This is a genomic window from Thiosulfatihalobacter marinus (assembly GCF_016019955.1).
In the GTDB taxonomy this organism is placed as follows: domain Bacteria; phylum Pseudomonadota; class Alphaproteobacteria; order Rhodobacterales; family Rhodobacteraceae; genus Shimia; species Shimia marinus_A.
On record NZ_JAECRZ010000002.1, the window covers coordinates 146,170 to 169,133 of the forward strand.

Below are 22,964 nucleotides of genomic sequence, written 5' to 3' on the forward strand. Positions count from 1 at the left end.
GCGGCGGGCCTCTTTTTTGGCTTGTGGGTCTGCGCCGTGTGCTCAGGCGGCCCCGGCTGGGTCGTCCGCCGCACTCTCGGCCGTGGCCTTGCGCACAGGGCTGCCCGCGCGCGACAGAACCAGGTAGCCGACGATCGCCGAAACGATCGAGCCGGTCAGCACGCCCACGCGCACATCGTTCATCAGCGCCGGGTCGCCAAAGCTGAGCCCGCCGATGAAGAGCGACATGGTAAAGCCGATCCCGGCCAGGCAGGCGACGCCGTAGATCTGCAACCAGGTCACGCCCTCGGGCAGGCGCGCGGCGCCCAGTTTCACAATCGCCCAAGTGGTGGCGAAAACGCCCACCTGCTTGCCCAGAATCAGACCCAGCGCGATACCCATCGGCACCGGCTTGAGCAGGTCGGCGGGGGACATGCCATCCAGCACCACACCGGCATTGGCAAAGGCAAAGAGCGGCACGATCACGAAGCTGACATAGGGCGCAAGCCCATGTTCCAGCGCATGGAGCGGCGAGCCGCCTTTCTTGTCGTGGATCGGGATCAGGAAGGCGGTGACAACACCGGCCAGCGTTGCGTGCACGCCCGATTTCAGCACCAATACCCACATCACCACGCCCAGCATCAGTGCCGGGGCCACGCGGTGCGACCGGCGTCCGTGCAGCCATATCAGCGCGGCCAGGGGTACCAGCGCCATGAGCAGGTAGTTGACCTTGAGCTCGGCCGTATAGAACAGGGCGATCACAAGGATCGCGCCCAGGTCGTCCAGAATTGCCAGCGTCAGCAGAAACACCTTGAGCGCGATGGGCGCGCGGCTGCCCACCAGCGCCAGAATCCCCAGCGCAAAGGCAATGTCGGTGGCCGCCGGAATGGCCCATCCGCTGATGGTTTCGGGGTTGCCCCAGTTGATGGTGGCATAGACGATGGCGGGCAGCGCCATGCCGCCTACGGCGGCCGCGCCGGGCAGGATCACGTCACGCGGATTGCGCAGACGGCCTTCGACCATTTCGTATTTCAGTTCCAGACCGATCAGGAAGAAAAAGATCGCCATCAACCCGTCGTTGATCCACAGGATCAGCGGTTTTTCCAGACCGTTGCCGTTGACCTTGACGGTCAGGACGCTGTCAAGAAAGGCGTTATAGCCTCCTGACAGGCCGGTATTGGCCACGATCAGCGCAAGCGCCGCCGAGACCATAAGGGCGACACCGCCCGCCGCTTCGTGCTTAAAAAGCTTTTCAATTGCGCGCAAAACCATTTTTCTTCCCTGTAGAATATTCTGCTTCGTCACATGGGGCGGAATTCCGCCTGATCAATACCAAGAACTGGGGACTTAGCGTGAAACTGGATCATATTGCCGTTGCTGGCGAAAACTTGCACGACGCGGTGGCGCATGTCGAGGACGCTTTGGGGGTGGAAATGCGCCCCGGCGGGGTGCACAGCCATTTCGGCACCCATAACCGGCTGCTTGGGCTGGCGGACGGGCTGTATCTGGAGGCGATTGCGATTGACCCGGACGCGCCGGAACTGGCCTGGCCGCGCTGGTTCGATCTGGACCGGTTCAGCGGAGCGCCCCGGCTGCACAACTGGATCTGCCGGGTTGACGATCTGGATGATGCCCTGGCCGGGCTGGATGTGGATGCGGGGCAGCCGGTGTCGCTGGCGCGTGGCGATCTGCGCTGGCGCATGGCGGTGCCGGGATCGGGGGTGTTGCCGTTTGACAATGCCTTTCCGGCGCTGATCCAGTGGGACGTGACGCTGACGCCGGGGGACATGCTGACGGCATCGGGCTGTGCCCTGCGGCGGCTGGAGATTTCCCACCCGGAGGCCGGGGCGCTGGCCCGAGCCGTGGGGCTGAACGATCCGCGCGTGGCGATCACGCCGGGCGCGCCGGGCATGGAGGCCAGTTTCGATACGCCCCACGGGGTGCGGGTTCTGTCGTGAAGATCAGGGAGGCACGGGGCGGGGATGCCGGGGCCATTGCGCGGATCTGGAACCGCGAGATTCGCGAGGGCGTGAGCACGTTCAACAGTGTGGAAAAGGACGAGGCCGCGATTGCCGCGCTGATGGCGGCGCGGCCGACGGCGCTGCTGGTGGCCGAAGCGGAGGGCGCGGTGCTGGGCTTTGCCACATGGGATCAGTTTCGCGCCGGTGTGGGCTATCGCCGCACGTTCGAGCACACGATTCACCTGGACCAGACCATACGCGGGCGTGGCGCGGGGCGGGCGCTGATGGGGGCTGTCGAGGCCGGTGCAAGGCGCGAGGGCGCGCATGTGCTGGTGGCGGGGATCGCCGGGGAAAACGCGGCCGGCGTCGCATTTCATGCGCGCATGGGGTTTGCCCATGTCGGTCGGATGCCGCAGGTGGGGCGCAAGTTCGGCCGCTGGATGGATTTGATCCTGATGCAAAAAATGCTGTGATGCGGCGCTGACATCTGAAATTGCCGGGGGTATGGTCGGGCCATGTCGATCTGGACCCGCATATCCGACGCGCTGAGCGCGCTGACCAGTGGCGAGAGCCTTTCCACGGTATTTGAACGGCTGAGCGCGCCGCCGGAACGGTCGGTGGCGTTCACCATCGCCGTGATCGCGCTGGGCGCGAAGATGGCCAAGGCCGACGGGCTGGTGACGCGCGACGAGGTGACGGCGTTTCGCGAGGTGTTCCAGATCGCGCGCGAAGACGAGGGCCAGGCGGCGCGGGTGTTCAACCTGGCGCGCCAGGACGTGGCCGGGTTCGAGGAATATGCGCATCGGCTGCGGGGGCTGTTCGGGGCCTCCAATCGCGGGTTCTGCGACCTGATGGAAGGGCTGTTCCACATTGCGGTGGCGGATGGCGAATACCACCCGGCCGAGGACGACTTTCTGGCGCGCGTGGCCGAAATTCTGGGAATGCCCGAGCCGGAATTCCAGGCGATGCGGGCGCGGTTTGTGCCCAATGCCGAGCCGGACCCATACAGCGTGCTGGGGGTGTCGCCGGATATGCCGGTGGCCGAGATTCGCAAGGCCTGGCGTCAGCTTGTGCGCGAAACCCATCCCGACAGCATGATGGCGCGCGGCGTGCCCGAAGAGGCGATCCGCCTGGCCGAGAAGCGGATGATCGACATCAACCGCGCCTGGGACAAGATCAACGAGGCCGCGTAATGCGCATCGCCACCTATAACGTGGAGTGGTTCAACAACCTGTTTGACGCGCGCGACCGGCTGTTGGCCGATGATGGCTGGTCGGGGCGGCAGGACGTCACCCGCGCCGGGCAGATCGAGGCGCTGGGCATCGTGTTCACGGCGATGGACGCGGATGCGATCATGATCATCGAGGCGCCGGATCAGAACGGGCGGCGCGACGCGGTGGCGGCGCTGGAAGATTTCGCCCGTGCCTTCGATCTGCGTACGCGCCGGGCGGTGATGGGGTTCATGAACGACACCCAGCAGGAAATCGCGTTGCTTTACGATCCCGATCGCCTGAGTGCGGTGCATGATCCGCGCGGCGCGGAGACCGGCAAGAAGGGGGCGGAGGGCGCGCCGCGCTTTGACGGGGTGTTCCGGATCGATCTGGACATTGACGCAACCGAAGACCTTGTGCGCTTTTCCAAGCCACCGCTGGAATTGCAGGTGACAACGGCACAGGGCACAAAGCTGCGGATGATCGGTGCGCATCTGAAATCCAAGGCGCCGCATGGCGCGCGCACCCGCGATCAGGTGATGCGGCTGAGCATTGCCAACCGGCGCAAACAACTGGCCCAGGCGATCTGGCTGCGCGCCCGGATCGAGGCGCATCTGGCGCAGGGCGAGCCACTGATACTGTTGGGTGATCTGAACGACGGTCCCGGCCTTGACGAGTATGAAGACCTTTTCGGGCGGTCCTCGGTCGAGATTGTCATGGGCGACGAGGGGGATATGGGGCTGCTTGATCCCCACGCCCGGATGGCGCTGAAACGGCGGCTGGGGCCGGTGCCCACGTCAGCCCGGTTTTTCCTGCCCAAACAGGGGCGATATTTGCAGGCTTTGCTGGATTATGTGATGATTTCCGGCGATCTGCGCGCGCGCAACCCGCGCTGGCGGATCTGGCATCCGTTTGACGATCACGATTGCTGGAAAGTGCCCGAGCTGCGCGAGGCGTTGCTGACCGCGTCGGATCATTTCCCGGTGGTGTTGGATATCGACATTTGAAATGGCGGCTGGAGAGACCCATATCTTGCCCATGAAACCAAACATGATCCTGTTATGTGCGGCGCTGGCCGCGCCGGTGGCGGCGCAGGCGCAATCCGAAAGCGAAGGCGGGCAGGGGCGGAGCCTGATGGAAGAAGGCGCGCGGCTGTTCCTGAAGGGCCTGCAACAGCAGATGGAACCGGCGCTGGAAGAATTCGAGGGGTTTGCCCGCGAGATCGGGCCACAGATGCAATCGTTTTTCCTGGAGATGGGCCCGGCGTTCAAATCGCTGATGGACGAGGTGCAGGACTGGAGCGCCTATCACCCGCCCGAGATGCTGCCCAACGGTGATATCATCCTGCGGCGCAAGGTCGAGGAGGCGCCACTGGACAGCGCGCCGGACCTTAAGAACGAAACCGATCTGTAAGCGGGGGCGCGGGGCGTGGGGCTATCCGTTGCGACGCCCGATCGTGACGGTTGATGCCGCCCCCAGTGCGGCAACGAGCGACTGGAAACGGGCCTCGGCCACCTCGCCGAAAAGCGCCTCGGCGTTGGGGGGCAGAATAAGGTGCAGATCGCGTTTCTTGGGGTACCAGTCCAGCCGGCCCATATCGTCGGTGTTCTGCATCCAGAGCATGGCGCCAAAGCGCATGGCCTTGCCCAGTATCTCCGCCTGAAGCCGGGCCTTTTCGTCGATCATTTCGGACATGGCTTCGAATCCGGTGCCTTCGCGCTTGTTGCGATAGCGGTGCAGCAGGGCCAGGCCCAGAAAGACGCGTTCGGAATGTTTCAACCCGCCCAGGTTGGCGCGGGTGGCGTTGTCGAAACAGGTTTGCGCGCGGTAATCGGGATGGGCGCGCCAGCTGACATCGTGCAACAGGCAGGCGGCCTTGACCAGCCGCAGCCGGTCGGGGCCGGCATTGCGGAACAGCGGGTGCACGAAATCATAGAGCACCTTGCCAAAGCCGGGCAGGCGGGCGTCCTTGGCCTCGGCAAAGCGGCAGGCCTCGACCAGCGGATCGCGGGCGCGCAGGTTGTCGGGCATCTGTTCATATAGCAGCCCCTCGCGGATGCCATAGCTGGACACCGCGATGTCATGCGGCTTGAACCGGCGCACGACGCCCTTGAGCACCTCGATGGCCAGCGGCACCAGCTCCATCCGGCTGGACGAGATGCCGCAGCGGGCGCGCAGCTCTTCCAGATCGTTTTCGGCGATGAACCGGGCGGTGGCGCGGACCGATTTGCCGCTCATCCGGTATTCGTGCAGCACGTGCAGCGGGTAGGCGCGCCGCTCCATGTCGATGCGGGCAATGGCACGCCACGAGCCGCCGACAAGGAACAGGCGGTTCTGCTGGACCCCCATTTGTGTCTGCAACCGGTCCAGCGTGTCATTGATGAACGTCTTGCGGCCCTTCTTGCCGCCCTTGATGTCGCGCAGTTTTAACGGGCCAAGGGGCGACGTGACGCGGCGCCCGACCTCGCCGTCATTGATCTCGGCCAGTTCCATGGACGAGCCGCCGATATCGCAGACCAGCCCGTAAGAGCCGGGCCAGCCCAGCAGCACGCCCTGGGCGGACAGGCGCGCCTCTTCGGCGCCGTCGATCACATGGATCGTCACGCCGGTTTCGCGCAGCACCTCGGCGCAGAAATCCGGCCCGTCTTCGGCCTCGCGCACGGCGGCGGTGGCCACGGCGGACAGCCCGTCCAGCCCCATGCCCTCGGCCAGGCGCTGAAAGCGGCGGATGGCGGACAGGGCGCGGCGCCGCCCGAGCGGATTGAGCCGCCCGGTTTCGGACAGCCCGGCACCCAGGGCGCACATGATCTTTTCGTTGTAGAAATAGGCCGGGCTGCGGGCCGCGCCGTCAAACACCACAAGGCGCACCGAGTTCGACCCCACATCCACCACGCCGACACGCGACAGGGCGCGGGCCTCGGGATCGTTGAAAAGCGGGCGCCCGAAGGGCCCCCAATCCTGTGCGGGTTCGGAATTTCCGTCCATGTCATGCGCCCCGGGTCGTTTGGTGTTCAATGTGCGCCAGAGGCGGGGGGTGGGTCAATCTTCGGTATGGGTCAGTTTGGGCACATCCGACGCCCCGGCAGAGCCACGCCCCGACAGGGAAGGGTTTTCCATGAAGAACCTGTGGCAATTGAACGCAAATTCGCCCTCGGGCACCGGCGTGCGTTCAAAGCTGCCATCGGGCTTCATCACCCAGCTTTGCGCAACATCGGCCAGGTTGGCGGCCATGATCTGGCTGACGATCTGGGCCTTGACCGTGGCGTTGTTGATCTCGACCAGGGTTTCCACCCGGCGGTTGAGGTTGCGCCCCATCCAGTCGGCGGAGGAGATGAACACGCGCGCCTTCTTGTGCGGCAGCCCATAGCCGTTGCCGAAACAGACGATGCGGGAATGTTCCAGGAACCGGCCGACAATGGATTTCACGCGGATATTGTCCGACAGCCCCCGGATGCCGGGGCGGATGCCGCAGATACCACGGATCACCAGGTTGATTTTCACCCCGGCCTGGCTGGCGGCATAAAGCGCGTCAATCACCTCGGCATCGATCAGCGCGTTCATCTTGGCCCAGATTTCCGCCGGCTTGCCGGCGCGGGCGTGTTCGGCCTCGGCGGCGATCATTTCGATCAGGCGCGGTTTCAGCGAGATCGGCGAAATCGCCAGGTTGTCGAGCTTTTCCGGTTCGACATAGCCGGACAGATAGTTGAACACCTTGGTGGCGTCGCGGCCCAGATCCACATCGCAGGTGAAAAAGCTGAGATCGGTGTAAATCTTGGCGGTGATCGGGTGATAATTGCCGGTGCCGTAATGGGTATAGGTCACAAGCTGGTCGCCCTCGCGCCGCACCACGGTGGAAATCTTGGCATGGGTTTTCAGGTCGAGAAAGCCATAGACAACATGTGCCCCGGCACGCTCCAGGCGGCGGGACTGACGGATATTGGCGGCCTCGTCGAACCGCGCCTTGAGTTCCACCAGCGCGGTGACGGATTTGCCGTCTTCGGCGGCCTCGCACAATGCCTCGACAATCGGGGAATTCTTGGACGTACGGTACAGCGTCTGTTTGATGGCCACCACATTGGGATCGGTCGCGGCCTGTTTCAGGAAGCGCACCACCATGTCGAAGGTTTCGTAAGGGTGGTGCAGCAGCATGTCCTTCTGGCGGATGGCGGCGAACATGTCGCCGTCGAAATCCTGCACCCGTTCCGGTACGCGCGGGGTGAAGTTGGGCCAGAGCAGATCGGGGCGGTCTTCGAGCACCAGCTCCTTGAGATCGGCCAGCCCGATCATGCCGTCGATATCCACCACCTCGTCATCGGTGACGTGCAGCTCCTGCATGATCAGCGCCCGCAGCCTGGCCGGGGCATCGGTGGAGATCTTCATACGCACCACTTCGCCGCGCCGCCGCCGTTTCAGCGCCACCTCGAATTCGCGCACCAGGTCTTCGGCCTCGTCCTCGACCTCCAGATCGCTGTCGCGCAGCACACGAAAGGCGCAATGGCCCTTGGCCTTGTAGCCGGGGAACAGGCTTTCGAGATGCAGCAGCAACAGTTCTTCGAGCGGCAGGGCGCGCACGGTGCCGTCCTCGGCGGGCAGGAAGATGAACCGGTCGATCTGATGCGGGATCGGCAACAGCGCGTGCAGGGCGCGCTTGTCCCGGTTGCGCTCCAGTTGCAGCGCCAGCGAATAACCGGTGTTGGGGATGAAGGGGAACGGGTGCGCCGGATCGATCGCCAGGGGCGAGAGCACCGGGAAGACCCGGTTCAGGAACACCGATTCCAGGTGGGTCTTGTCAGTGTCGGTCAGCGACTTGTGATCGAGGATGAGAATGTTCTCGTCCTCCATCCTGGCGCGGAGCGCGATGAACATGCGCTGTTGGGCCTGAAGCAGGTTGCGGGCGTCTTCGTTGATCAGAACAAGCTGTTCGGCGGCGGTCAGCCCGTCCTGCGCCGGGGTGGTATTGCCCTCGCGCACCAGTTCGCGCAGCCCTGCGACGCGCACGGTGTAGAATTCGTCAAGGTTGGTGGCCGAAATCGACAGAAAGCGCAGCCGTTCCAGCAGCGGCACGCGCGGGTTTTCGGCCTCTTCCAGCACTCGCCAGTTGAAATTCAGCCAGCTGAGTTCGCGATTGTGGAACCGGCCCGGCCCGGTTGGATCGAAATCGGGCAGGTCGACAGGCGCGGGAAAGTCGGATTTCAGAAAGTCGGTCTGGGTCATGATACGGTCAATATGGGGATGGGATAACGGACAGGGTACACTAGGGGGGAATTGCAAGGAGGTCCAGCGGGTTGCACCGGTTTGCGCAGGTCTCAGCCGGTCCCGATCAGCTGCCGCGCCAGCGCCCGCGTGATCGGGCGTTTATCGCGCAGCGACTGCGCGTCCAGCGCCGCAACCAGCCGGGTGGCTTCGGCAAAAGAGCGGTCCATATGCCGGAGGAGATAGGGGATCGTGTCGGCAGAGGGCACCAGTTGGCGGTCGGCGAACTGTTTGGCCATGACCGCCATCAGCAGCATGTCGTCAGGCTGCTCCAGCGCGGCCACGGTGGTGCCTTGCAGTCGGCTGACCAGATCGGGAAGCGTCAGGCCCCAGCGACCGGGTTCGCCCGCGCCGGTGAACAGCAGGCCGTGGCCTTCGGCCAGCGTCAGGTTGTGCAGGTGAAACAGCGCGGTTTGTGCCGCCGGATTGCCGGCGATGGCGGGCACGTCCTCGACCGCGACAGGGCCGCGCGCGAGGCTGGGGATAGCTTCCCGGGTCAGGTCGGGCGCGGCGATGATCCGTGCGCCCGACAGCGCCGCCCAGACATGGACAAGGTGGGTCTTGCCCGCGCCGGTCGGGCCGGACAGGATCAGCTTGTTGCCAGCCCAGGCGGGCCAGCTTTCAACCATCCCCAGCGCCACGGCATTGGCCGGGCTGACGAAGAAATCATCACGCCCCAGGGCTGCCCGGGCGGGCAGATCGAAATGCAGTTGCTCGCTCATGGTGTCAGTCTTTGTCTTTTTGGGTGGCCGACAGGCCAAGGTAAAGCCGCGATCCCCGGTACTGGCCGATGAAAAAGCGTGTCAGGACGCCGATCGCGGCGGCGACGGGCACGGCGACCAGCATGCCGACAAATCCGAACAGCGCCGCGAACACCGACAAGGCCAGGATCAGCCAGACCGGGTGCAAACCCACGGAACTGCCCACCAGCTTGGGCGTCAGTACGTTGCCCTCGGCAACCTGGCCGATCACGAAAATGCCGCCGACCAGCCCGATCGACAGCCAGTCGCCCCAGAACTGGAACAGCGCCAGTCCAATGGCCAGCGCGCCGCCGATCAGCGCGCCAAGATAGGGAATGAAGGTGACTAGCCCGGCGATGAACCCGACCACCAGGCCAAATTGCAGCCCCACGATCATCAGGGCCACCGCGTAATAGGTGCCCAGGATCAGGCAGACCGTGCCCATGCCGCGCACGAACGAGGCCAGCGTGGCGTCGATTTCGCTGGCCAACTGACGGATCACCGGGGCGTGGTCCAGCGGCAGGAGCCGGTCGATCTCTGCCACCATATTGTCCCAGTCCAGAAGCAGGTAGAAGGCCACCACCGGCACGATCACCAGCAGCATGATCACGTTGATCACCGAAAGGGCGGAAACCAGCACGCCTTCGAGCAACTGGCCGCCGTTCTGCTGAACCGTCTGGGCCAGCGACATGAGCGACTTGTAGACCACGCTGTCGGGGGTTGAAACCGAGGGAAACTGTGTGGTGACAAAGGTTTGCAGATCGCGGAACAGTTGAGGGATGGTGTCGATCAGGGCCAGGGCCTGGTTGATCAGCGTCGGGACAACAGCGACCACGGCGACAATGAAGATCAGGATGCCGCAGATCGTGATCACCACTGTCGCGGCGGTCCGGCTGAGCCCCATGGTTTCCAGCCGGTCGGCCACCGGATCAAGAAAATAGGCAATCGCGCCGCCCAGAATGAAGGGCAGCATGATATTGCCCAGATACCAAAGCGCCACAAAAAACAGGACGGCGGCAAGTCCCCAGTATTTAAGCTGATCTCGGGCGGGCAGGGCCATGCGGGGTTCCTTGTTGGTCTGCCTCAGAGATTGACCAATCGGCGCGCAGTTTCAAGGGCGGGTTAGCGATTGGCGGGAATTGTGCCGCTGATCGCTCCGGTGATCGCGGGCACAAACAGGTCGAGCCCGGGCAGCGACGGGTGGTTGCCGTCGCTGAACAGAAGCCGGCCATCGCGGATGGTGTCACATTGCGCCGTGTCGCAGAAGATCGAGGCGGGATCGACGAGTGTCAGCGTGCCTTCGGGCAGGTCGGCGGCGGCAATGGCGCGTTCGAAAAGCGCGCGCATGGGGGTGCCCAGCGTGTCATAGATGGCGCGGTCATAGCCTGCCCGCTCCGGAAGATTACCGCCCCACCAAAGCCGGGTGGCGAAATGGCGCGGAATGTCGACATCCGGGCGCGGCACCGGCAGCACCAGCGTGATGCGCCGCCCCGGCGCAATGGCGCGCAACTGTCGGGCCAGCGCCTGGACAAAGCCCGCTTCGCGCCCGGCCCGGTCGCGCATATCCGGGCGGCCTTCGGGCACGGCAAAGAACCCGTCTTCGCCCCACCTTCCCAGCATGTCCGGCCCGGTTACGTCGAAAAGGTAGCTCTTCCAGGTGGCGAACAGAACGACATCGGTGATTTCGGGGTGGTCGGCCAGGTAGGTCAGAACCCGCGCATTGAAGACCGGGCACTGGCGGGCGCGGTTCTGGCCCGGGATGATCAGCCCCGGCACCGGCAGGCAGCTGGACAGGGTCAGCTGGCGCATGCCGCGCCCCTGTTCGGCCAGCGCCTTGCCCAGTGGCTCGGCCAGGCGCGCGCCGTGGCTGTCGCCCCAAAGCAGGACCGAGGGAGCGGGATCGGGGCCGAAGGTGCAGGAGCTGTCGGGGTCAAAGCCGGGCACCTGGGCACGCACATAGATGCAGCGCCGATAGCTGGGGCTGAAGGACTGGCGCATGTCCAGCACCGCCAGCACCTCGGACGGCATCCGGGCGGGATAGCCTTCGGTAATGCCGCCGCCGATGGCGATGGCCAGCGTGGTCAGCGCGCCCGCCAGCGCCAGGCGGGGCTTGAATTTCGGCAGCGGGCCGGGGCGGCGGAAGGGCTGTTCGACAAAGCGCCAGCTGAGTGTCGCCAGCGCCACCATCAGCGCCAGGACAAGGGCCAGCCCGGCCAGCGTATCGGGCCAGATATTGGCCGCCCTGGACAGGGTGATGACCGGCTGTTGCCACAGGTAGAGCGAATAGGAGATCAGCCCGATGAAGCGCATCGGCGGGTTGATCAGGGGCATTTGCAGCGCGCGCGGCGCCTGGGGCGCGGCCAGGATCAGGGCGGTGCCCAGCACGGCGGGCAAGGTCCAGATGCCCGGCCAGGGGGCCGCCGGGGGAACCAGCCACAGGCCCGTCAGGATCAGGATCAGCCCGGCGCCATAAAGCGGCGCGTGCAGGGCGCGCGGCAGCGGGCGGTTGCGTTCGGCCCAGGCGACGATCACCCCGGCCAGAAGCTCCCAGGCGCGGGTGTGCAACAGGTAGAACGCCTGCATCCGGTATTCGCCGCTGGTCAGCAGGGCGACTGCCAGGCTGAGCCCGATCAGGCCCAGCAGGACCGGCAGGATCAGCGCCGGACGCCATCGCCAAAGCAGCAACAGCAAAAGCGGGATAACAAGATAGAACTGCTCCTCGACCCCCAGCGACCAGGTATGAATCAGCGGATCCTGGCTGGCGTCGGGATTGAAATAGTCGATCCGGGTGAGAAACCAGACATTGGACAATGACAACAGCGCGGTGACGGCGGCGCCGCCCATATAACGATAGGTGTCCGGCATCAGCGTGACCCAGCCCAACCCCATCACCGCCAGAACCATGACAATCAGGGCGGGCAGGATACGGCGGGCACGGCGGGTATAGAATTTGCGAAAAGTGAACCGTTTGGCGGCCAGATCGTCAAGAATATTGCCGCCGATCAGGTAGCCGGAGATGACAAAGAACACATCCACCCCGGCATAGCCGCCCGACATCTGTTTCAGCCCGGCGTGGTAGAGCACGACGCCCAGGATGGCGATGGCGCGGAGTCCGTCGATATCGGTTCTGTACTGCCGTGCCATGAGTGTCGGGCGCCGTTTGCTGTTGGTGCGCAGCTTTTAGCACGGTGGCGCGGGTTGGCAACGGGGCGGGCTCACGTGGCTGTGAATGGCTTGTGGTGTTTCGTGATGTCGAATGGCGGATTTGAATGTCATACAATTGAGGTTCCGTGAGTCGAAGCCGGTGCGCCGGTTTCGTGGTGGTATGTGGTGCGGTCAATTTTCAGGCCGGTCATCGCCGCATATGGCGCTGCCGTCCCCATCCCCAGTGGGGCGGCAGCGCGCTTTGTCCGGGCGTGGTGGTTTCGCGGACAATTGCTGCTCTTGTGCGTGCGCGTGCAAAGCCATAAACGAACGGGCAACACCGACCCGTCCTTTGAGGAGCCCCCATGCGTCTGTCCCGCTATTTCCTGCCCGTGCTCAAGGAAACCCCGGCCGAGGCCCAGATCGTCAGCCACCGCTACATGCTGCGCGCCGGCATGATCAAACAAGCCAGCGCCGGGATCTATTCCTGGCTGCCGCTGGGCTTCAAGGTGCTGCGCAAGCTGGAAAACATCGTGCACGAAGAGCAGGTGCGCGCGGGTCATATCCCGATGCTGATGCCGACACTGCAATCGGCGGATCTGTGGCGCGAGAGCGGGCGGTATGACGGCTATGGCGAGGAAATGCTGAGGATGCAGGACCGGCACGGGCGCGACATGCTGTTTTCGCCCACCGCCGAGGAGATGTTTACCGATGTGTTCCGCAGCCATGTGAAGAGCTACAAGGATCTGCCTCTGACGCTGTATCAGATCCAGTGGAAATTCCGCGACGAGATCCGCCCGCGCTTTGGCGTGATGCGGGGGCGCGAGTTCCTGATGAAGGACGGGTATAATTTCGACCAGAGCAAGGAAGACGCGCTGCACGCCTATAACCGCCATCTGGTAAGCTATCTGCGCACTTACGAGCGCATGGGGCTTCAGGCGATCCCGATGCGCGCGGATAGCGGGCCGATCGGCGGGGATTATACCCATGAATTCCTGGTGCTGGCAGAGACCGGCGAGAGCGAGGTGTTCTATGACAGCGAGATCACTGACCTGAAGTTTGGCGATCGCGAGATCGATTTTGACAGTGTGGAGCAGTGTCAGGCGGTGCTGGAAGAGTTCACCAGCCGCTATGCGCGCACCGATGAGACCCATGACGAGGCGGTGTTCAACGCGCTGCCCGAAGAGCGCCGCCGCGTGGCGCGGGGGATCGAGGTGGGGCAGATCTTCTATTTCGGAACGCAGTATTCCGAGGCGCTGGGCGCGACGGTGCAGACACCGGATGGTACCAGCGTGCCGGTACATATGGGCAGCCACGGGATCGGTGTGAGCCGCCTGCTGGGCGCGATCATCGAGGCCAGCCATGACGACAAGGGTATCATCTGGCCCGAGGGTGTGACGCCGTTCCATTGCGGGATCGTGAACCTGAAACAGGGCGACGAGGCGGCGGATGGCGCCTGTGAGGCGTTGTACGGATCGCTGACCGCATTGGGGCTGGAACCGCTTTATGATGATCGCAACGAGCGCGCGGGCGGCAAGTTTGCCACAATGGACCTGATCGGGCTGCCCTGGCGGATCACGGTGGGGCCGCGCGGGTTGAAGAACGGCGTGGTGGAGCTGACCTGCCGGCGCACCGGCGAGAGCGAGGAATTGCCGCCCGAACAGGCCGTCGCGAAGGTGGCCGAGATCTACGCCGGGATCTGATTGAGCGCCCGTTCCGGGCGCGCTGTTTTGCCGGCCCTGATGGGGCCGGGGGGCCTCCGGCGGGAGTATTTTTGGCAAAATGAAGTGCGGGGTGTGATGCTTGACCGTTGTCGGGCGCGCGCCTAGGGTCGCGCGCAACGAGAACCGGAGCAGACATGACGGCGCCTTTTGCCCCTTTTGAATGGATGATTGCCTGGCGGTATCTGCGCGCGCGGCGTGCCGAGGGCGGTGTGAGCGTGATGACCTGGATCAGCCTGATCGGGATCACGCTGGCGGTGTTTGCGCTGATAGCGACCTTGGCCGTAAGGAGCGGATTTCGTGCGGAATTTGTCGATACGATCCTGGGCGCCAATGCGCATGTCACGATCTACCAGACCGGCGTTGTGAATGAGGCCGGGCAGATCGACCGCACGATCGGTGATTTTGAGGCCATGGCCGCGCGGTTGCGGGCTGTTGCGGGGGTGACGCGGGCGGCACCGCTGATCAAGGGGCAGGTGATGGCCAACCTGCGCAACCGCAACGCCGGGGTGGAAGTGTTTGGACTCCGGGCGGAAAACCTGGCCGAGCTTCCCCGGATCGCTGACCCGGAAACCGGGCAGGGCGACATTGCGCGCTTTGATCAGGGGATCGCCATTGGCGCGGGTGTGGCGCGGGAACTGGGGGCCGTGGTGGGCGACCGGATCAAGCTGATCTCGCCCAATGGCGTGAAGACTGCCTTTGGCACGTCGCCGCGGGTCAATGCCTATGAGGTGGTTTATATCTTTTCCGCCGGTCGGTACGACATTGACCGCACGCGGGTGTATCTGCCTTTTGCCGAGGCGCAGAACTTCTTTGCCCGGGACGGGGTGGCCGACGAAATTGAAGTGATGGTTGAAGCGCCCGAGGCGGTGGCGGCAATGACCGGAGCGCTGATGCGGGCGGCGGGCGAGCGGGCGCTGGTCTGGACGTGGCAGGATGCTTCGGGTGGTTTCCTGCGGGCGCTGGAGGTGGAAGACAACGTGATGTTCATCATCCTGTCCATCCTGGTGCTGATCGCGGCGATGAATATCGTGTCTGGCCTGATAATGTTGGTAAAGAACAAGGGGCGTGACATCGGAATCCTGCGAACCATGGGGCTGACCGAAGGATCTGTTCTAAGAATATTCTTTATTTGCGGCGCATTCACGGGGCTTCTTGGCACATTTTTTGGGGTGGTTTTGGGAAGCCTTTTCGCGATCTATATTGATCCGGTGTTCGGATTTGTAAACATGATGATGGGTGGCGGAACCTGGGACCCGGCCATTCGGGGGATATACCAACTTCCGGCCAGGCTTGAACCGGGGGATGTTCTGAGTGCGGTTTTCCTGTCTCTGGGGTTGAGTTTCGTGGTGACGATCTTTCCCGCGCGGCGGGCGGCACGGATGAACCCGGTGGAGGCGTTGCGGTATGAGTGAGGCCGTGTTGAAGCTGAGCGGGATTACCAAGCGCTATAACAAGGGGTTGCCGGGCGAAGTGCAGGTGTTGCGCGGGGTTGATCTGGCCCTGCGCCCGGGCGAGATGGTGGCGCTGGTAGCGCCTTCCGGGGCGGGAAAATCCACCCTGCTGCATATTGCCGGATTGCTGGACCGCCCCGATCAGGGGGATGTGGAAATCGGGGGTGAGTTGCTGAGCGCGCGGTCTGACCGCAAGCGCACGGTGGCTCGGCGGCGCGATGTGGGATTTGTTTATCAATTCCACCACTTGTTGCCCGAATTTGATGCGGTGGAAAACGTGGTTCTGCCACAGTTGGCCAATGGGGTTGCGCGTGATTTGGCCCAGGTGCGGGCGATGGATCTGCTGCGGCAGGTGGGTGTGGCGGAGCGGGCCAAGCACCGCCCGGCGGCGCTGTCGGGCGGGGAGCAGCAGCGGGTGGCGTTTTGCCGGGCCCTGGCCAACGCGCCCCGCGTTTTGCTGGCGGACGAGCCGACGGGAAATCTTGATCCCGGCACGTCCGAGCAGGTGTTTGCCACGCTTGAGGAGTTGGTGCGCGACAGCGGTCTTGCGGCGCTGATCGCGACACATAACATGGATCTGGCCGCCCGGATGGATCGGATTTTGCGGTTGCAGGACGGGGTTCTACAGGCGGATTAAGCCTGTTGCGTCAGCCAGACCCCGGCGGCCATCAATCCGATGCCTCCCGCGCGGGCGAGCGAGAGCGGCGAGACCTGCGCGCCGAACAGGCCGAAATGGTCGATCGCCGCGGCGGATATCAACTGGCCCAGCAACACAAAGAACACGGCATTGCCGACGCCGAATTTTGGCGCGACCCAGGTGATGGAAAGCACGTAGAACGCCACCAGGGCGCCGGCCAGAAACAGGTGCCGGGGCGCGGCGGCGGCGGCGGCGATGCGCGGCAGGTGGCCGCTGATCCCGGCGACGATCAGGGCGCAGGTCAGGGCGACGACAAACAGAATGACCCCGGCCGCCAGCGGCGAGGCGATGCGCTGGCCCAGCGCGGCGTTGAGCGCGGCCAGCAGCGGGATGCCGATCCCGGCGGCAAGCATGGTCAGGGCGTAGGCAGCGGTTGAAGGCATGGTGCTAAACTCTTGTCAGGAAGGTAGAAAAAATGTGGCTGTCGCGGTGGCCACGGGTTTGTCCGAAGGCAGGGCCGTCAGAGTGGCGCGGGCAAAGATCAGCGCCTTGCCTGCGCGCAGAATCTCGGCGTCACAGCGGATCAGGTCGCCGGTGCCCGGGCGCAGGAAGACGGTGTCCAGATTGGTGGTGGCCACCGGTGCCGGGGCGCCCAGATGCCCCATTGCGGCAAATACCATGGCGGTGTCGGCCATGGCGGCCAGGGCCTGGCCCGACACGATGCCGCCGATCCGTACCAGATCCGGGGTGATTGGCATGGTCAGGGTTGCGCCCCTGGGGGATATGTCGGTTATGGTGAGGTCAAGCGCCCGAACCCAGGGGGCAAAGGCGCGGTTGAGCACGGTTTGGGCATCTGCCGGGGTCATGGGCGCTCCTGTTGCTGTGGTCGGGGCGAGAATGGCGCGCGCGGGCGGGCTTGTCACGTACCATGATCGGGATCAAGGCAAAGGCCGTGGCGGGCTGTCAGGCTGAAAGGGGACGCAGCAAGGAGAAGGCGGGTATGAGGACGCGGGCTTGGGGCGTGTTGGCGGTGATGATCGCACCGCTTGTCGTGGCGGGCTGCCAGATTTCCGAACAGCAAGGACGCCGGACATATCAAGCGAATTGTGTTCAGTGTCATGGGGTTACGGGGCTTGGCGACGGGCCGTTCGCGGACAAGCTGCTCAAACCGCCATCCGATCTGACGGTGTTGGCGCGCAACAATGGCGGCGCGTTTCCGGGGCAGTATGTGACCGATATTATTGATGGGCACACGCGGTCCGAGGCGTTTAGCGGTGCGATGCCGGAATTTGCGCAAACCCTGGGCGGGGAAGAATTGCAGCTGGGGCCGCTGGTGGATTACCTGGCGAGCCTTCAGCGTTGACCAAGGAGGGTCTTGAACCATGAGAAAGTTGATTTGTGCGTTTTTTATCATGGGGTTGGGCGGAGCCAGTCTTGCCGCTGACGCCGAGGAAGGAGGCGAGATCTACAGGGAAAACTGTGCCACCTGCCATGGTCTGGACCTGGACGGGAAGGGGCCGATGGCGGGGGTGATGGTGATCAAGCCGGCGGATCTGACGACGCTGAGTGCGCGCAATGACGGTAAGTTCCCGCTGGTGCGGGTGATAAAGCGGATTGACGGGCGTGATCCGCTGGTCAGCCATGGCAGCCCGATGCCGGTATATGGCGACTTTTTCGAAGGACGGGACGTTGCGATGAAGACCGATGCGGGCCAGCCGATCATGACCTCGAAACCGGTGGCGGCGCTTGTGGCCTATATCGAGAGCGTGCAGAAATGAGACTGGCCGCCGTGGCGTTGACAGGTGGTCTGGTGCTGGTGGGTTGTGTTGAGGCGGAGATGCCGGAGGCGCCGGAAGGGGCTGAAATATATGCGGAAAACTGCGCGTTGTGCCATGGGGCGAGCGGCCGGGGCGACGGCGCGATCGCGCCGGGATTGCGCCCGGGGCCGGCGGATCTGACGGTGATCGCGCGCAACAGTGGCGGGGTGTTTCCCGTGGCGGAGGTGCTGAGCCAGATCGACGGGTATCAGCGCGATCCGGTGGCCGGGGTGGACATGCCCGAGTTTGGTGCCTTGCTGGAGGGCGAACTGGTGCCGGTGGCCACGGGGGATGGCGTGTTCACGCCCACGCCGCGCCGGTTGGCGGCGCTGTTGGCCTATCTGGAGGCGATTCAGCGCTAGGTGGGGCGAATCACGGTTAATGCCTTGATTTTCCGCGACAACGGCGATCGGCAGACCATCGGTATTGCGTCGGTATTGCGGCGGTGCCGTGATCGCGATGGCACGGGATTAAGGCACCGGGCGCGGCGGGCACCGTTTTCTTACCAAGAAAACGGGCCGGAATTCGGCGCGAATTCCGGTTTGGCGGCTGGAACGATCCGGGGCAGGGTTACGGGGCAGGGGACGCATTAGGGCTGAGGTGCATATGCCGGACATCTATTCGCTGTATTATTGGCCGATCCCGTTTCGGGGCCATTTCATCCGCATGATCCTGGCGCATGTCGGGGCGCGATGGGACGAACAGGATTTTGCGGGTATGAGCGCGTTCAAGGATCGCGCGGTGTCCGAATTGCCGTATCCGTTCATGGCGCCGCCGGTGGTGCACGATCATGGTGCCGACCGATGGCTTTGCCAGTTGCCGGCAATCGTGATGTATCTGGGGCGCAAACATGGGCTGAGCCGGGATCCGGACAGCGAATTGCGGCTGATCTGCGATGCGTCCGATATCCTGTTGGAGATCACCCGCGGCCATGGGGCACAGATGTGGGACCGGGCGGCCTGGGCCGTATTTCGCGATGAGCGCCTGGTGCGCTGGATGATGCTGCATGAACGTCTGGTGGGGGATGAGGATTTGGACCGGGGCGACGGGGTGACGCTGGCGGGGCTTGTGCTGAGCGGCTTGTGGCATACGATGGTGCGCGCGTTGCCCGAATTGCGCCCTGTGCTGGAAGGACAGGCGCCGCGTGTGGCGGCGCTGGCGGATCGGGTGGCGGCGACGCCGCGGATTGCGCGGATGCTGGCCACGTGGGATGACGGCGGATGGCGGTATTGTGCCGGTGAGATCGAGCAATCGGTCCTGGACATGTTGAGAGAGGATGAGCGCGGGTGAGCATTTTTGACGAAGACCTGTTCCTGAAGGGGCTGGAGCAGCGCAAGGGCACGCTGGGGGCGGCCTATGTGGAAAAGAACCTGTCGGGGGCCGATGCGTTTTCCCGCCCGTTCCAGGAGGCGATGACCGCCTGGTGCTGGGGATTTGGCTGGGGCGATGAGGTGATCGAGCCCAAGACGCGGTCGATGATGAACCTGGCGATGCTGGGGGCGTTGGGCAAGATGCACGAGTGGGAGATCCACTGTAACGGGGCGCTCAACAACGGGGTCAGCGCCGAGGAGATCCGCGCCATCGTGCATGTGGTGGCGATCTATTGCGGGGTGCCGCAGGGGCTGGAGTGTTTTCGGGTTGCGCGCAAGGTTCTGACCGAACGCGGCGAATTGTAGGGCGGGCGGAATTTCCCAAATTCCGGCCAAAATTCTTCGAAGAATTTTGCCGCCTGTGGTGCATGTCGCGCCAGTGCGGTATCGCAGGCGCGGTTTTCAAGGGAAGTGCCGTGATGATGTCCTCGCCTGTTCAGTTGAGTCGTGACCTTGTGCTGATCGGGGGCGGTCATGCCCATGCGCTGGTATTGCGCATGTGGGGGATGCGGCCCTTGCCGGGGGTGCGGCTGACGCTGATCAACCCGGGGCCGACCGCGCCGTATTCGGGCATGTTGCCGGGCCATATCGCCGGACATTACGCGCGCGACGAACTGGATATCGATCTGGTGCGGTTGGCGCGGTTTGCCGGGGCGCGGCTGATCATGGCGCCGGCCGAGGCGATCGATCCGGTGGCGCGCACCGTCAGCGTGCAGGGGCGGGGCGAGATCGGCTATGACGTGGCCTCGATCGATGTCGGCATTCATGCCGAAATGCCGGGCATTGCCGGGTTTGGCGCGCATGGCATTGGCGCCAAGCCGCTGGATATCTATGCCGACCGCTGGGCGATGTTCCTGTCAGAGGCCGAGGCCGGGCGTGTCCCGCCCGAGGTGGCGGTGATTGGCGGTGGCGTGGCGGGCTGTGAGCTGGCGTTGGCGATGGCCCATGCATTGCGGACACGGGTGGGCGCGGCGCGGGTGAGCGTGATCGAGGCGGGCCCGCGTTTGACCGGGCGCACGCGTGCTGCCGAGCGGCATCTGCGCCGGGCCATGGCGGGGCTGGATGTGGCGGCGCGGACCGGTTCCGGGGTGGCGCGGGTGACTGCGGAGGCGGTGGTGCTGGCGGATGGCAGCGAGGTGCCCAGCCGGTTCACGGTGGGCGCGGCGGGCGCCTTTGCACATGGGTGGCTGGCCGGATGTGATCTGCCGCTGACCGAGGACGGGTTCGTGCGGGTGCGTGACAGTTTGCAGGTCGAGGGGTATGACGATCTGTTCGCGGTGGGCGATTGTGCCCATCTGGGAGGCAGCCCGCGCCCCAAGGCGGGGGTGTTCGCGGTGCGCAGCGGGCCGGTATTGTACGCCAACCTTCGCGCGGTGCTGAGCGGCGGGCGGGTGCGCGCCTTTCGGCCTCAGAAGGATTATCTGAAGCTGATTTCGCTGGGCGGCAAGGGGGCGGTGGCCGAGAAATGGGGACATGCGGTGGCCGGGCGGGTGCTGTGGCGCTGGAAGGACCGGATTGACCGCAAGTTCATGGACAGGTTCCGGGAATTGCCGGCGATGGCGACCGGGGTGGCCCCGCGCGTGGTGGCGTTGGGGGCGGTGCCGCAGAGGCCTTTGTGCGGGGGGTGTGGCGCGAAGGTGGGGCCGGGCACGCTGGCCGCGGCGCTGGCGGATGTGACGCGGCCGGGGCGGGTGGATGTGCTTTCGGGCCCGGGCGACGATGCGGCGGTGATGCGGGTGGGGGGCGCTGTTCAGGTGGTGACGACGGATCACCTGCGTGGCTTTACCGAGGATTTCGGACTGATGGCGCGGATTGCGGCTGTACATGCGCTGGGCGATGTCTGGGCGATGGGCGCGGCGCCGCAGGGGGCGCTTTTGTCGGTGACGCTGCCACGGATGGACGCGGCGATGCAGGCGCGCAGCCTGGCCGAGATCCTGCGCGAGGCGGGGGCGGTGCTGAACGCGGCGGGGGCGGAGATCGTGGGCGGGCATACGACGATGGGCAGCGAGATGACCATCGGGCTGACCTTGACCGGGCTGGTGGAGGGGGCGCCGCTGACCGTGGGCGGTGCGCGGCCCGGCGATGTGCTGATCCTGACGCGGCCCATCGGATCGGGCACGGTTCTGGCGGCAGAGATGCAGGGCAAGGCGCGCGGTGCGGATGTGGCGGCGGTGCTGGCCGAGATGGCGCGCCCGCAGGGGGACGCGGCGAAGGTGTTGCGCGCGGCCCGCGCGTTGACGGATGTGACCGGGTTCGGGCTGGCCGGGCATCTGATGGCGATTTGCCGGGCGTCGGGCGTGGCGGCGGAACTGGATGTGGCGGCGGTGCCGGTATATGCCGGGGCGCTGGATCTGGCCGAGGCGGGGCATCGGTCGACCATCTGGGAGGAGAATGCCGCACGCGCGCCGGTCCCTGGCGCGACCGGCGCGCGGGGCCTATTGCTGCACGATCCGCAGACGGCGGGGGGCTTGCTGGCGGCGGTGGACGAGGCCGGGGCGGGGGCGATGCTGGAGGCGTTGCAGGCGGCCGGGCATCGTGCGGCGGCGATCGGGCGGATTGTTGCGGGTGTGCCGGGGATCAGTGTGTTGCGATGATGCGGGCGGCGGTGGCGGCGAGCGTGGAGTCGGAGAGGTCGGGCAGGTCGAGGACACGGGCATCGGGCGCGTGGGCGCGGCTGATGCGGGCATAGCGCGGATCGTAATGGGTTGCGATCAGCCCCGCGGCCAGGTTCCGTAAATCGCCCGCCTGCGCCAGCGCGCGCCATGCCGAGACCTGATCATGGCCGTGATAGCGCGTCAGTTTCTGCAAGGTGTCATCCAGCCGGTCCGGATCCCGGATCATGTCGGGATAGGCGGTCAGCAGGTGATCCGCGCGGGCCGCGAGCGGCGCGGTCAGCCGCAGATTGGGCGCGCCGATCATGGCTTTCCACAGGGATGGCGGGATGATCAGGCGCCCGATCCTGGAACTTTCGGCCTCGACAAAGACCGGGCGGGAGGGATCGAGCCGGGCAAGATCCATGGCGAGGCGGCTTTCAAAGGCTTTCTGGCTGGGTTGGTCGGTGCCCAACGGGCCAAAAAGCGACCCGCGATGATTGGCCATGGCTTCGAGATCGAGGGTTTGCGCGCCCTGCGCGGCGAGATGGCCCAGAAGGCGGGTCTTGGCGGTTCCGGTGCCGCCGTCGATCACCACGACGGGGCCGGGCATGGGGGCGTCATAAAGGGCGGCGGCGACAAGGCGGCGATAGCTTTGGTAGCCCCCGGCAATGGTGTCGGCGCGCCAGCCGATCTGTTTGAGGATGATCGCAACCGATCCCGAACGCTGGCCGCCGCGCCAGCAATAGACCAGCGGGCGCCAGCCGCCGGGGCGGTTTGCCAGCGGGCCTTCGAGATGGGCCGCGACATTGCGTGAAACCAGCGCGGCGCCGATCTTGCGCGCCTTGAACGGGTCGTCCTGGACGTAGATCGTGCCGACGCGGGCGCGTTCTTCGTTGGACAGCGCGGGCAGGCTGATGGCGCCGGGGATATGATCGGTCGCGTATTCGGCCGGCGAGCGGACATCGATGATCTCGTCAAAGGAGAGACTGGCGAGGTCGGAGAGGGTGGTCAGCTCTTGCGGCATGGGGCGTCCGGTGGTTGGGCAGACCGGTGATAGCTTGGGGCGGGGGGAAAGGCCAGAAC

23 protein-coding genes are annotated in these 22,964 nt (G+C 65.0%); 14 read left to right on the forward strand and 9 right to left on the reverse strand.

What is annotated here, in order from left to right; translation table 11 throughout:
- Positions 1–42 precede the first annotated feature (42 nt).
- Positions 43–1,251: a Na+/H+ antiporter NhaA gene (gene nhaA / locus I3253_RS03695; protein ID WP_197916296.1), complete on the reverse strand. Its 1,209-nt coding sequence runs from the start codon at positions 1,249–1,251 to the stop codon at positions 43–45.
- An 80-nt stretch (positions 1,252–1,331) separates the two neighbouring features.
- On the opposite strand from nhaA, the gene I3253_RS03700 reads away from it, so the two are divergent.
- The 5 genes from I3253_RS03700 to I3253_RS03720 are packed head-to-tail and all read left to right on the forward strand — an operon-like array spanning position 1,332 to position 4,564.
- Positions 1,332–1,937: a VOC family protein gene (locus tag I3253_RS03700; RefSeq protein ID WP_197916297.1), complete on the forward strand. Its 606-nt coding sequence runs from the start codon at positions 1,332–1,334 to the stop codon at positions 1,935–1,937.
- Positions 1,934–2,413 (forward strand): GNAT family N-acetyltransferase, encoded by a 480-nt coding sequence (locus I3253_RS03705; protein ID WP_197916298.1) that lies wholly within the window; start codon positions 1,934–1,936, stop codon positions 2,411–2,413. Before I3253_RS03700 ends, I3253_RS03705 begins: the two co-directional genes overlap by 4 nt.
- Positions 2,414–2,455: 42 nt before the next feature.
- Positions 2,456–3,133, forward strand: coding sequence for a molecular chaperone DjiA (locus I3253_RS03710; protein ID WP_197916299.1), 678 nt, complete (start codon positions 2,456–2,458; stop codon positions 3,131–3,133).
- On the forward strand, positions 3,133–4,158 hold the full coding sequence (locus I3253_RS03715) for an endonuclease/exonuclease/phosphatase family protein (RefSeq protein WP_197916300.1): 1,026 nt from the start codon (positions 3,133–3,135) through the stop codon (positions 4,156–4,158). The genes I3253_RS03710 and I3253_RS03715 overlap by 1 nt, the downstream gene beginning before the upstream one ends.
- 31 nt (positions 4,159–4,189) lie before the next feature.
- Positions 4,190–4,564 carry a hypothetical protein gene (locus I3253_RS03720; RefSeq protein WP_197916586.1) on the forward strand — a complete coding sequence of 125 codons (375 nt, stop codon included), beginning with the start codon at positions 4,190–4,192 and terminating at the stop codon, positions 4,562–4,564.
- Positions 4,565–4,585: 21 nt separating this feature from the next.
- Here the strand turns inward: I3253_RS03720 and I3253_RS03725 are convergent, their stop codons facing one another.
- From I3253_RS03725 to I3253_RS03745, 5 genes are all read right to left on the reverse strand, one after another.
- Positions 4,586–6,136 (reverse strand): Ppx/GppA family phosphatase, encoded by a 1,551-nt coding sequence (locus I3253_RS03725; protein WP_197916301.1) that lies wholly within the window; start codon positions 6,134–6,136, stop codon positions 4,586–4,588.
- Positions 6,137–6,190: 54 nt separating this feature from the next.
- A complete protein-coding gene (locus I3253_RS03730) occupies positions 6,191–8,365 on the reverse strand; it encodes an RNA degradosome polyphosphate kinase (RefSeq protein ID WP_197916302.1) in 2,175 nt (724 codons plus the stop codon).
- A 92-nt stretch (positions 8,366–8,457) separates the two neighbouring features.
- Positions 8,458–9,126, reverse strand: a complete 669-nt coding sequence (locus I3253_RS03735; protein WP_197916303.1) for an HdaA/DnaA family protein — start codon at positions 9,124–9,126, stop codon at positions 8,458–8,460.
- 4 nt (positions 9,127–9,130) lie between these two features.
- Positions 9,131–10,204, reverse strand: a complete 1,074-nt coding sequence (locus I3253_RS03740) for an AI-2E family transporter (RefSeq protein ID WP_197916304.1) — start codon at positions 10,202–10,204, stop codon at positions 9,131–9,133.
- Positions 10,205–10,266: 62 nt separating this feature from the next.
- Positions 10,267–12,288, reverse strand: a complete 2,022-nt coding sequence (locus I3253_RS03745; protein ID WP_197916305.1) for an acyltransferase family protein — start codon at positions 12,286–12,288, stop codon at positions 10,267–10,269.
- Positions 12,289–12,653: 365 nt separating this feature from the next.
- Between I3253_RS03745 and proS the strand changes: the two genes are divergently transcribed.
- From proS to I3253_RS03760, 3 genes are all read left to right on the forward strand, one after another.
- On the forward strand, positions 12,654–13,991 hold the full coding sequence (proS, locus tag I3253_RS03750) for a proline--tRNA ligase (protein ID WP_197916306.1): 1,338 nt from the start codon (positions 12,654–12,656) through the stop codon (positions 13,989–13,991).
- Positions 13,992–14,146: 155 nt separating this feature from the next.
- Complete coding sequence (locus tag I3253_RS03755; protein ID WP_232237151.1) at positions 14,147–15,424, forward strand: lipoprotein-releasing ABC transporter permease subunit; 1,278 nt, start codon at positions 14,147–14,149, stop codon at positions 15,422–15,424.
- Entirely contained in the window at positions 15,417–16,100 is a 684-nt protein-coding gene (locus tag I3253_RS03760; protein ID WP_197916307.1) for an ABC transporter ATP-binding protein, read from the forward strand. The genes I3253_RS03755 and I3253_RS03760 overlap by 8 nt, the downstream gene beginning before the upstream one ends.
- Here I3253_RS03760 and I3253_RS03765 read toward each other — a convergent pair.
- Together I3253_RS03765 and I3253_RS03770 are read right to left on the reverse strand one after the other, a co-directional pair.
- The gene (locus I3253_RS03765) at positions 16,097–16,543 is read right to left on the reverse strand and encodes a DMT family transporter (RefSeq protein WP_197916308.1); all 447 of its coding nucleotides are present in this window, start codon (positions 16,541–16,543) and stop codon (positions 16,097–16,099) included. The genes I3253_RS03760 and I3253_RS03765 overlap by 4 nt on opposite strands.
- 15 nt (positions 16,544–16,558) lie before the next feature.
- Positions 16,559–16,966, reverse strand: a complete 408-nt coding sequence (locus tag I3253_RS03770; RefSeq protein WP_197916309.1) for a PaaI family thioesterase — start codon at positions 16,964–16,966, stop codon at positions 16,559–16,561.
- A 134-nt stretch (positions 16,967–17,100) separates the two neighbouring features.
- Between I3253_RS03770 and I3253_RS03775 the strand changes: the two genes are divergently transcribed.
- The 6 genes from I3253_RS03775 (at position 17,101) to selD (ending at position 21,881) form a co-directional block, all read left to right on the forward strand.
- A complete protein-coding gene (locus tag I3253_RS03775) occupies positions 17,101–17,463 on the forward strand; it encodes a c-type cytochrome (RefSeq protein WP_197922602.1) in 363 nt (120 codons plus the stop codon).
- 19 nt (positions 17,464–17,482) lie between these two features.
- Positions 17,483–17,878: a c-type cytochrome gene (locus tag I3253_RS03780; protein ID WP_197916310.1), complete on the forward strand. Its 396-nt coding sequence runs from the start codon at positions 17,483–17,485 to the stop codon at positions 17,876–17,878.
- Entirely contained in the window at positions 17,875–18,279 is a 405-nt protein-coding gene (locus I3253_RS03785; protein WP_197916311.1) for a c-type cytochrome, read from the forward strand. Before I3253_RS03780 ends, I3253_RS03785 begins: the two co-directional genes overlap by 4 nt.
- Before the next feature lie 244 nt (positions 18,280–18,523).
- Positions 18,524–19,207 carry a glutathione S-transferase gene (locus tag I3253_RS03790; RefSeq protein ID WP_197916312.1) on the forward strand — a complete coding sequence of 228 codons (684 nt, stop codon included), beginning with the start codon at positions 18,524–18,526 and terminating at the stop codon, positions 19,205–19,207.
- The gene (locus tag I3253_RS03795) at positions 19,204–19,593 is read left to right on the forward strand and encodes a carboxymuconolactone decarboxylase family protein (protein ID WP_197916313.1); all 390 of its coding nucleotides are present in this window, start codon (positions 19,204–19,206) and stop codon (positions 19,591–19,593) included. Before I3253_RS03790 ends, I3253_RS03795 begins: the two co-directional genes overlap by 4 nt.
- A 113-nt stretch (positions 19,594–19,706) precedes the next feature.
- Positions 19,707–21,881 carry a selenide, water dikinase SelD gene (selD, locus tag I3253_RS03800; RefSeq protein ID WP_197916314.1) on the forward strand — a complete coding sequence of 725 codons (2,175 nt, stop codon included), beginning with the start codon at positions 19,707–19,709 and terminating at the stop codon, positions 21,879–21,881.
- Here selD and mnmH read toward each other — a convergent pair.
- Entirely contained in the window at positions 21,865–22,905 is a 1,041-nt protein-coding gene (mnmH, locus tag I3253_RS03805; protein WP_197916315.1) for a tRNA 2-selenouridine(34) synthase MnmH, read from the reverse strand. The two genes, selD and mnmH, sit on opposite strands and share 17 nt — an antisense overlap.
- Positions 22,906–22,964 lie beyond the last annotated feature (59 nt).

Bases quoted from the DNA above. Each gene is read 5' to 3' on its own strand.
- I3253_RS03735 (WP_197916303.1), bottom strand. From the start codon at position 9,126: ATGAGCGAGCAACTGCATTTCGATCTGCCCGCCCGGGCAGCCCTGGGG.
- I3253_RS03725 (WP_197916301.1), bottom strand. From the start codon at position 6,136: ATGGACGGAAATTCCGAACCCGCACAGGATTGGGGGCCCTTCGGGCGC.
- I3253_RS03720 (WP_197916586.1), top strand. From the start codon at position 4,190: ATGAAACCAAACATGATCCTGTTATGTGCGGCGCTGGCCGCGCCGGTG.
- I3253_RS03765 (WP_197916308.1), bottom strand. From the start codon at position 16,543: ATGCCTTCAACCGCTGCCTACGCCCTGACCATGCTTGCCGCCGGGATC.
- I3253_RS03780 (WP_197916310.1), top strand. From the start codon at position 17,483: ATGAGAAAGTTGATTTGTGCGTTTTTTATCATGGGGTTGGGCGGAGCC.
- I3253_RS03770 (WP_197916309.1), bottom strand. From the start codon at position 16,966: ATGACCCCGGCAGATGCCCAAACCGTGCTCAACCGCGCCTTTGCCCCC.
- nhaA (WP_197916296.1), bottom strand. From the start codon at position 1,251: ATGGTTTTGCGCGCAATTGAAAAGCTTTTTAAGCACGAAGCGGCGGGC.
- I3253_RS03785 (WP_197916311.1), top strand. From the start codon at position 17,875: ATGAGACTGGCCGCCGTGGCGTTGACAGGTGGTCTGGTGCTGGTGGGT.
- I3253_RS03755 (WP_232237151.1), top strand. From the start codon at position 14,147: ATGACGGCGCCTTTTGCCCCTTTTGAATGGATGATTGCCTGGCGGTAT.
- I3253_RS03760 (WP_197916307.1), top strand. From the start codon at position 15,417: ATGAGTGAGGCCGTGTTGAAGCTGAGCGGGATTACCAAGCGCTATAAC.
- proS (WP_197916306.1), top strand. From the start codon at position 12,654: ATGCGTCTGTCCCGCTATTTCCTGCCCGTGCTCAAGGAAACCCCGGCC.
- I3253_RS03730 (WP_197916302.1), bottom strand. From the start codon at position 8,365: ATGACCCAGACCGACTTTCTGAAATCCGACTTTCCCGCGCCTGTCGAC.
- I3253_RS03775 (WP_197922602.1), top strand. From the start codon at position 17,101: ATGAGGACGCGGGCTTGGGGCGTGTTGGCGGTGATGATCGCACCGCTT.
- I3253_RS03740 (WP_197916304.1), bottom strand. From the start codon at position 10,204: ATGGCCCTGCCCGCCCGAGATCAGCTTAAATACTGGGGACTTGCCGCC.
- I3253_RS03715 (WP_197916300.1), top strand. From the start codon at position 3,133: ATGCGCATCGCCACCTATAACGTGGAGTGGTTCAACAACCTGTTTGAC.
- selD (WP_197916314.1), top strand. From the start codon at position 19,707: ATGATGTCCTCGCCTGTTCAGTTGAGTCGTGACCTTGTGCTGATCGGG.
- I3253_RS03745 (WP_197916305.1), bottom strand. From the start codon at position 12,288: ATGGCACGGCAGTACAGAACCGATATCGACGGACTCCGCGCCATCGCC.
- mnmH (WP_197916315.1), bottom strand. From the start codon at position 22,905: ATGCCGCAAGAGCTGACCACCCTCTCCGACCTCGCCAGTCTCTCCTTT.
- I3253_RS03790 (WP_197916312.1), top strand. From the start codon at position 18,524: ATGCCGGACATCTATTCGCTGTATTATTGGCCGATCCCGTTTCGGGGC.
- I3253_RS03710 (WP_197916299.1), top strand. From the start codon at position 2,456: ATGTCGATCTGGACCCGCATATCCGACGCGCTGAGCGCGCTGACCAGT.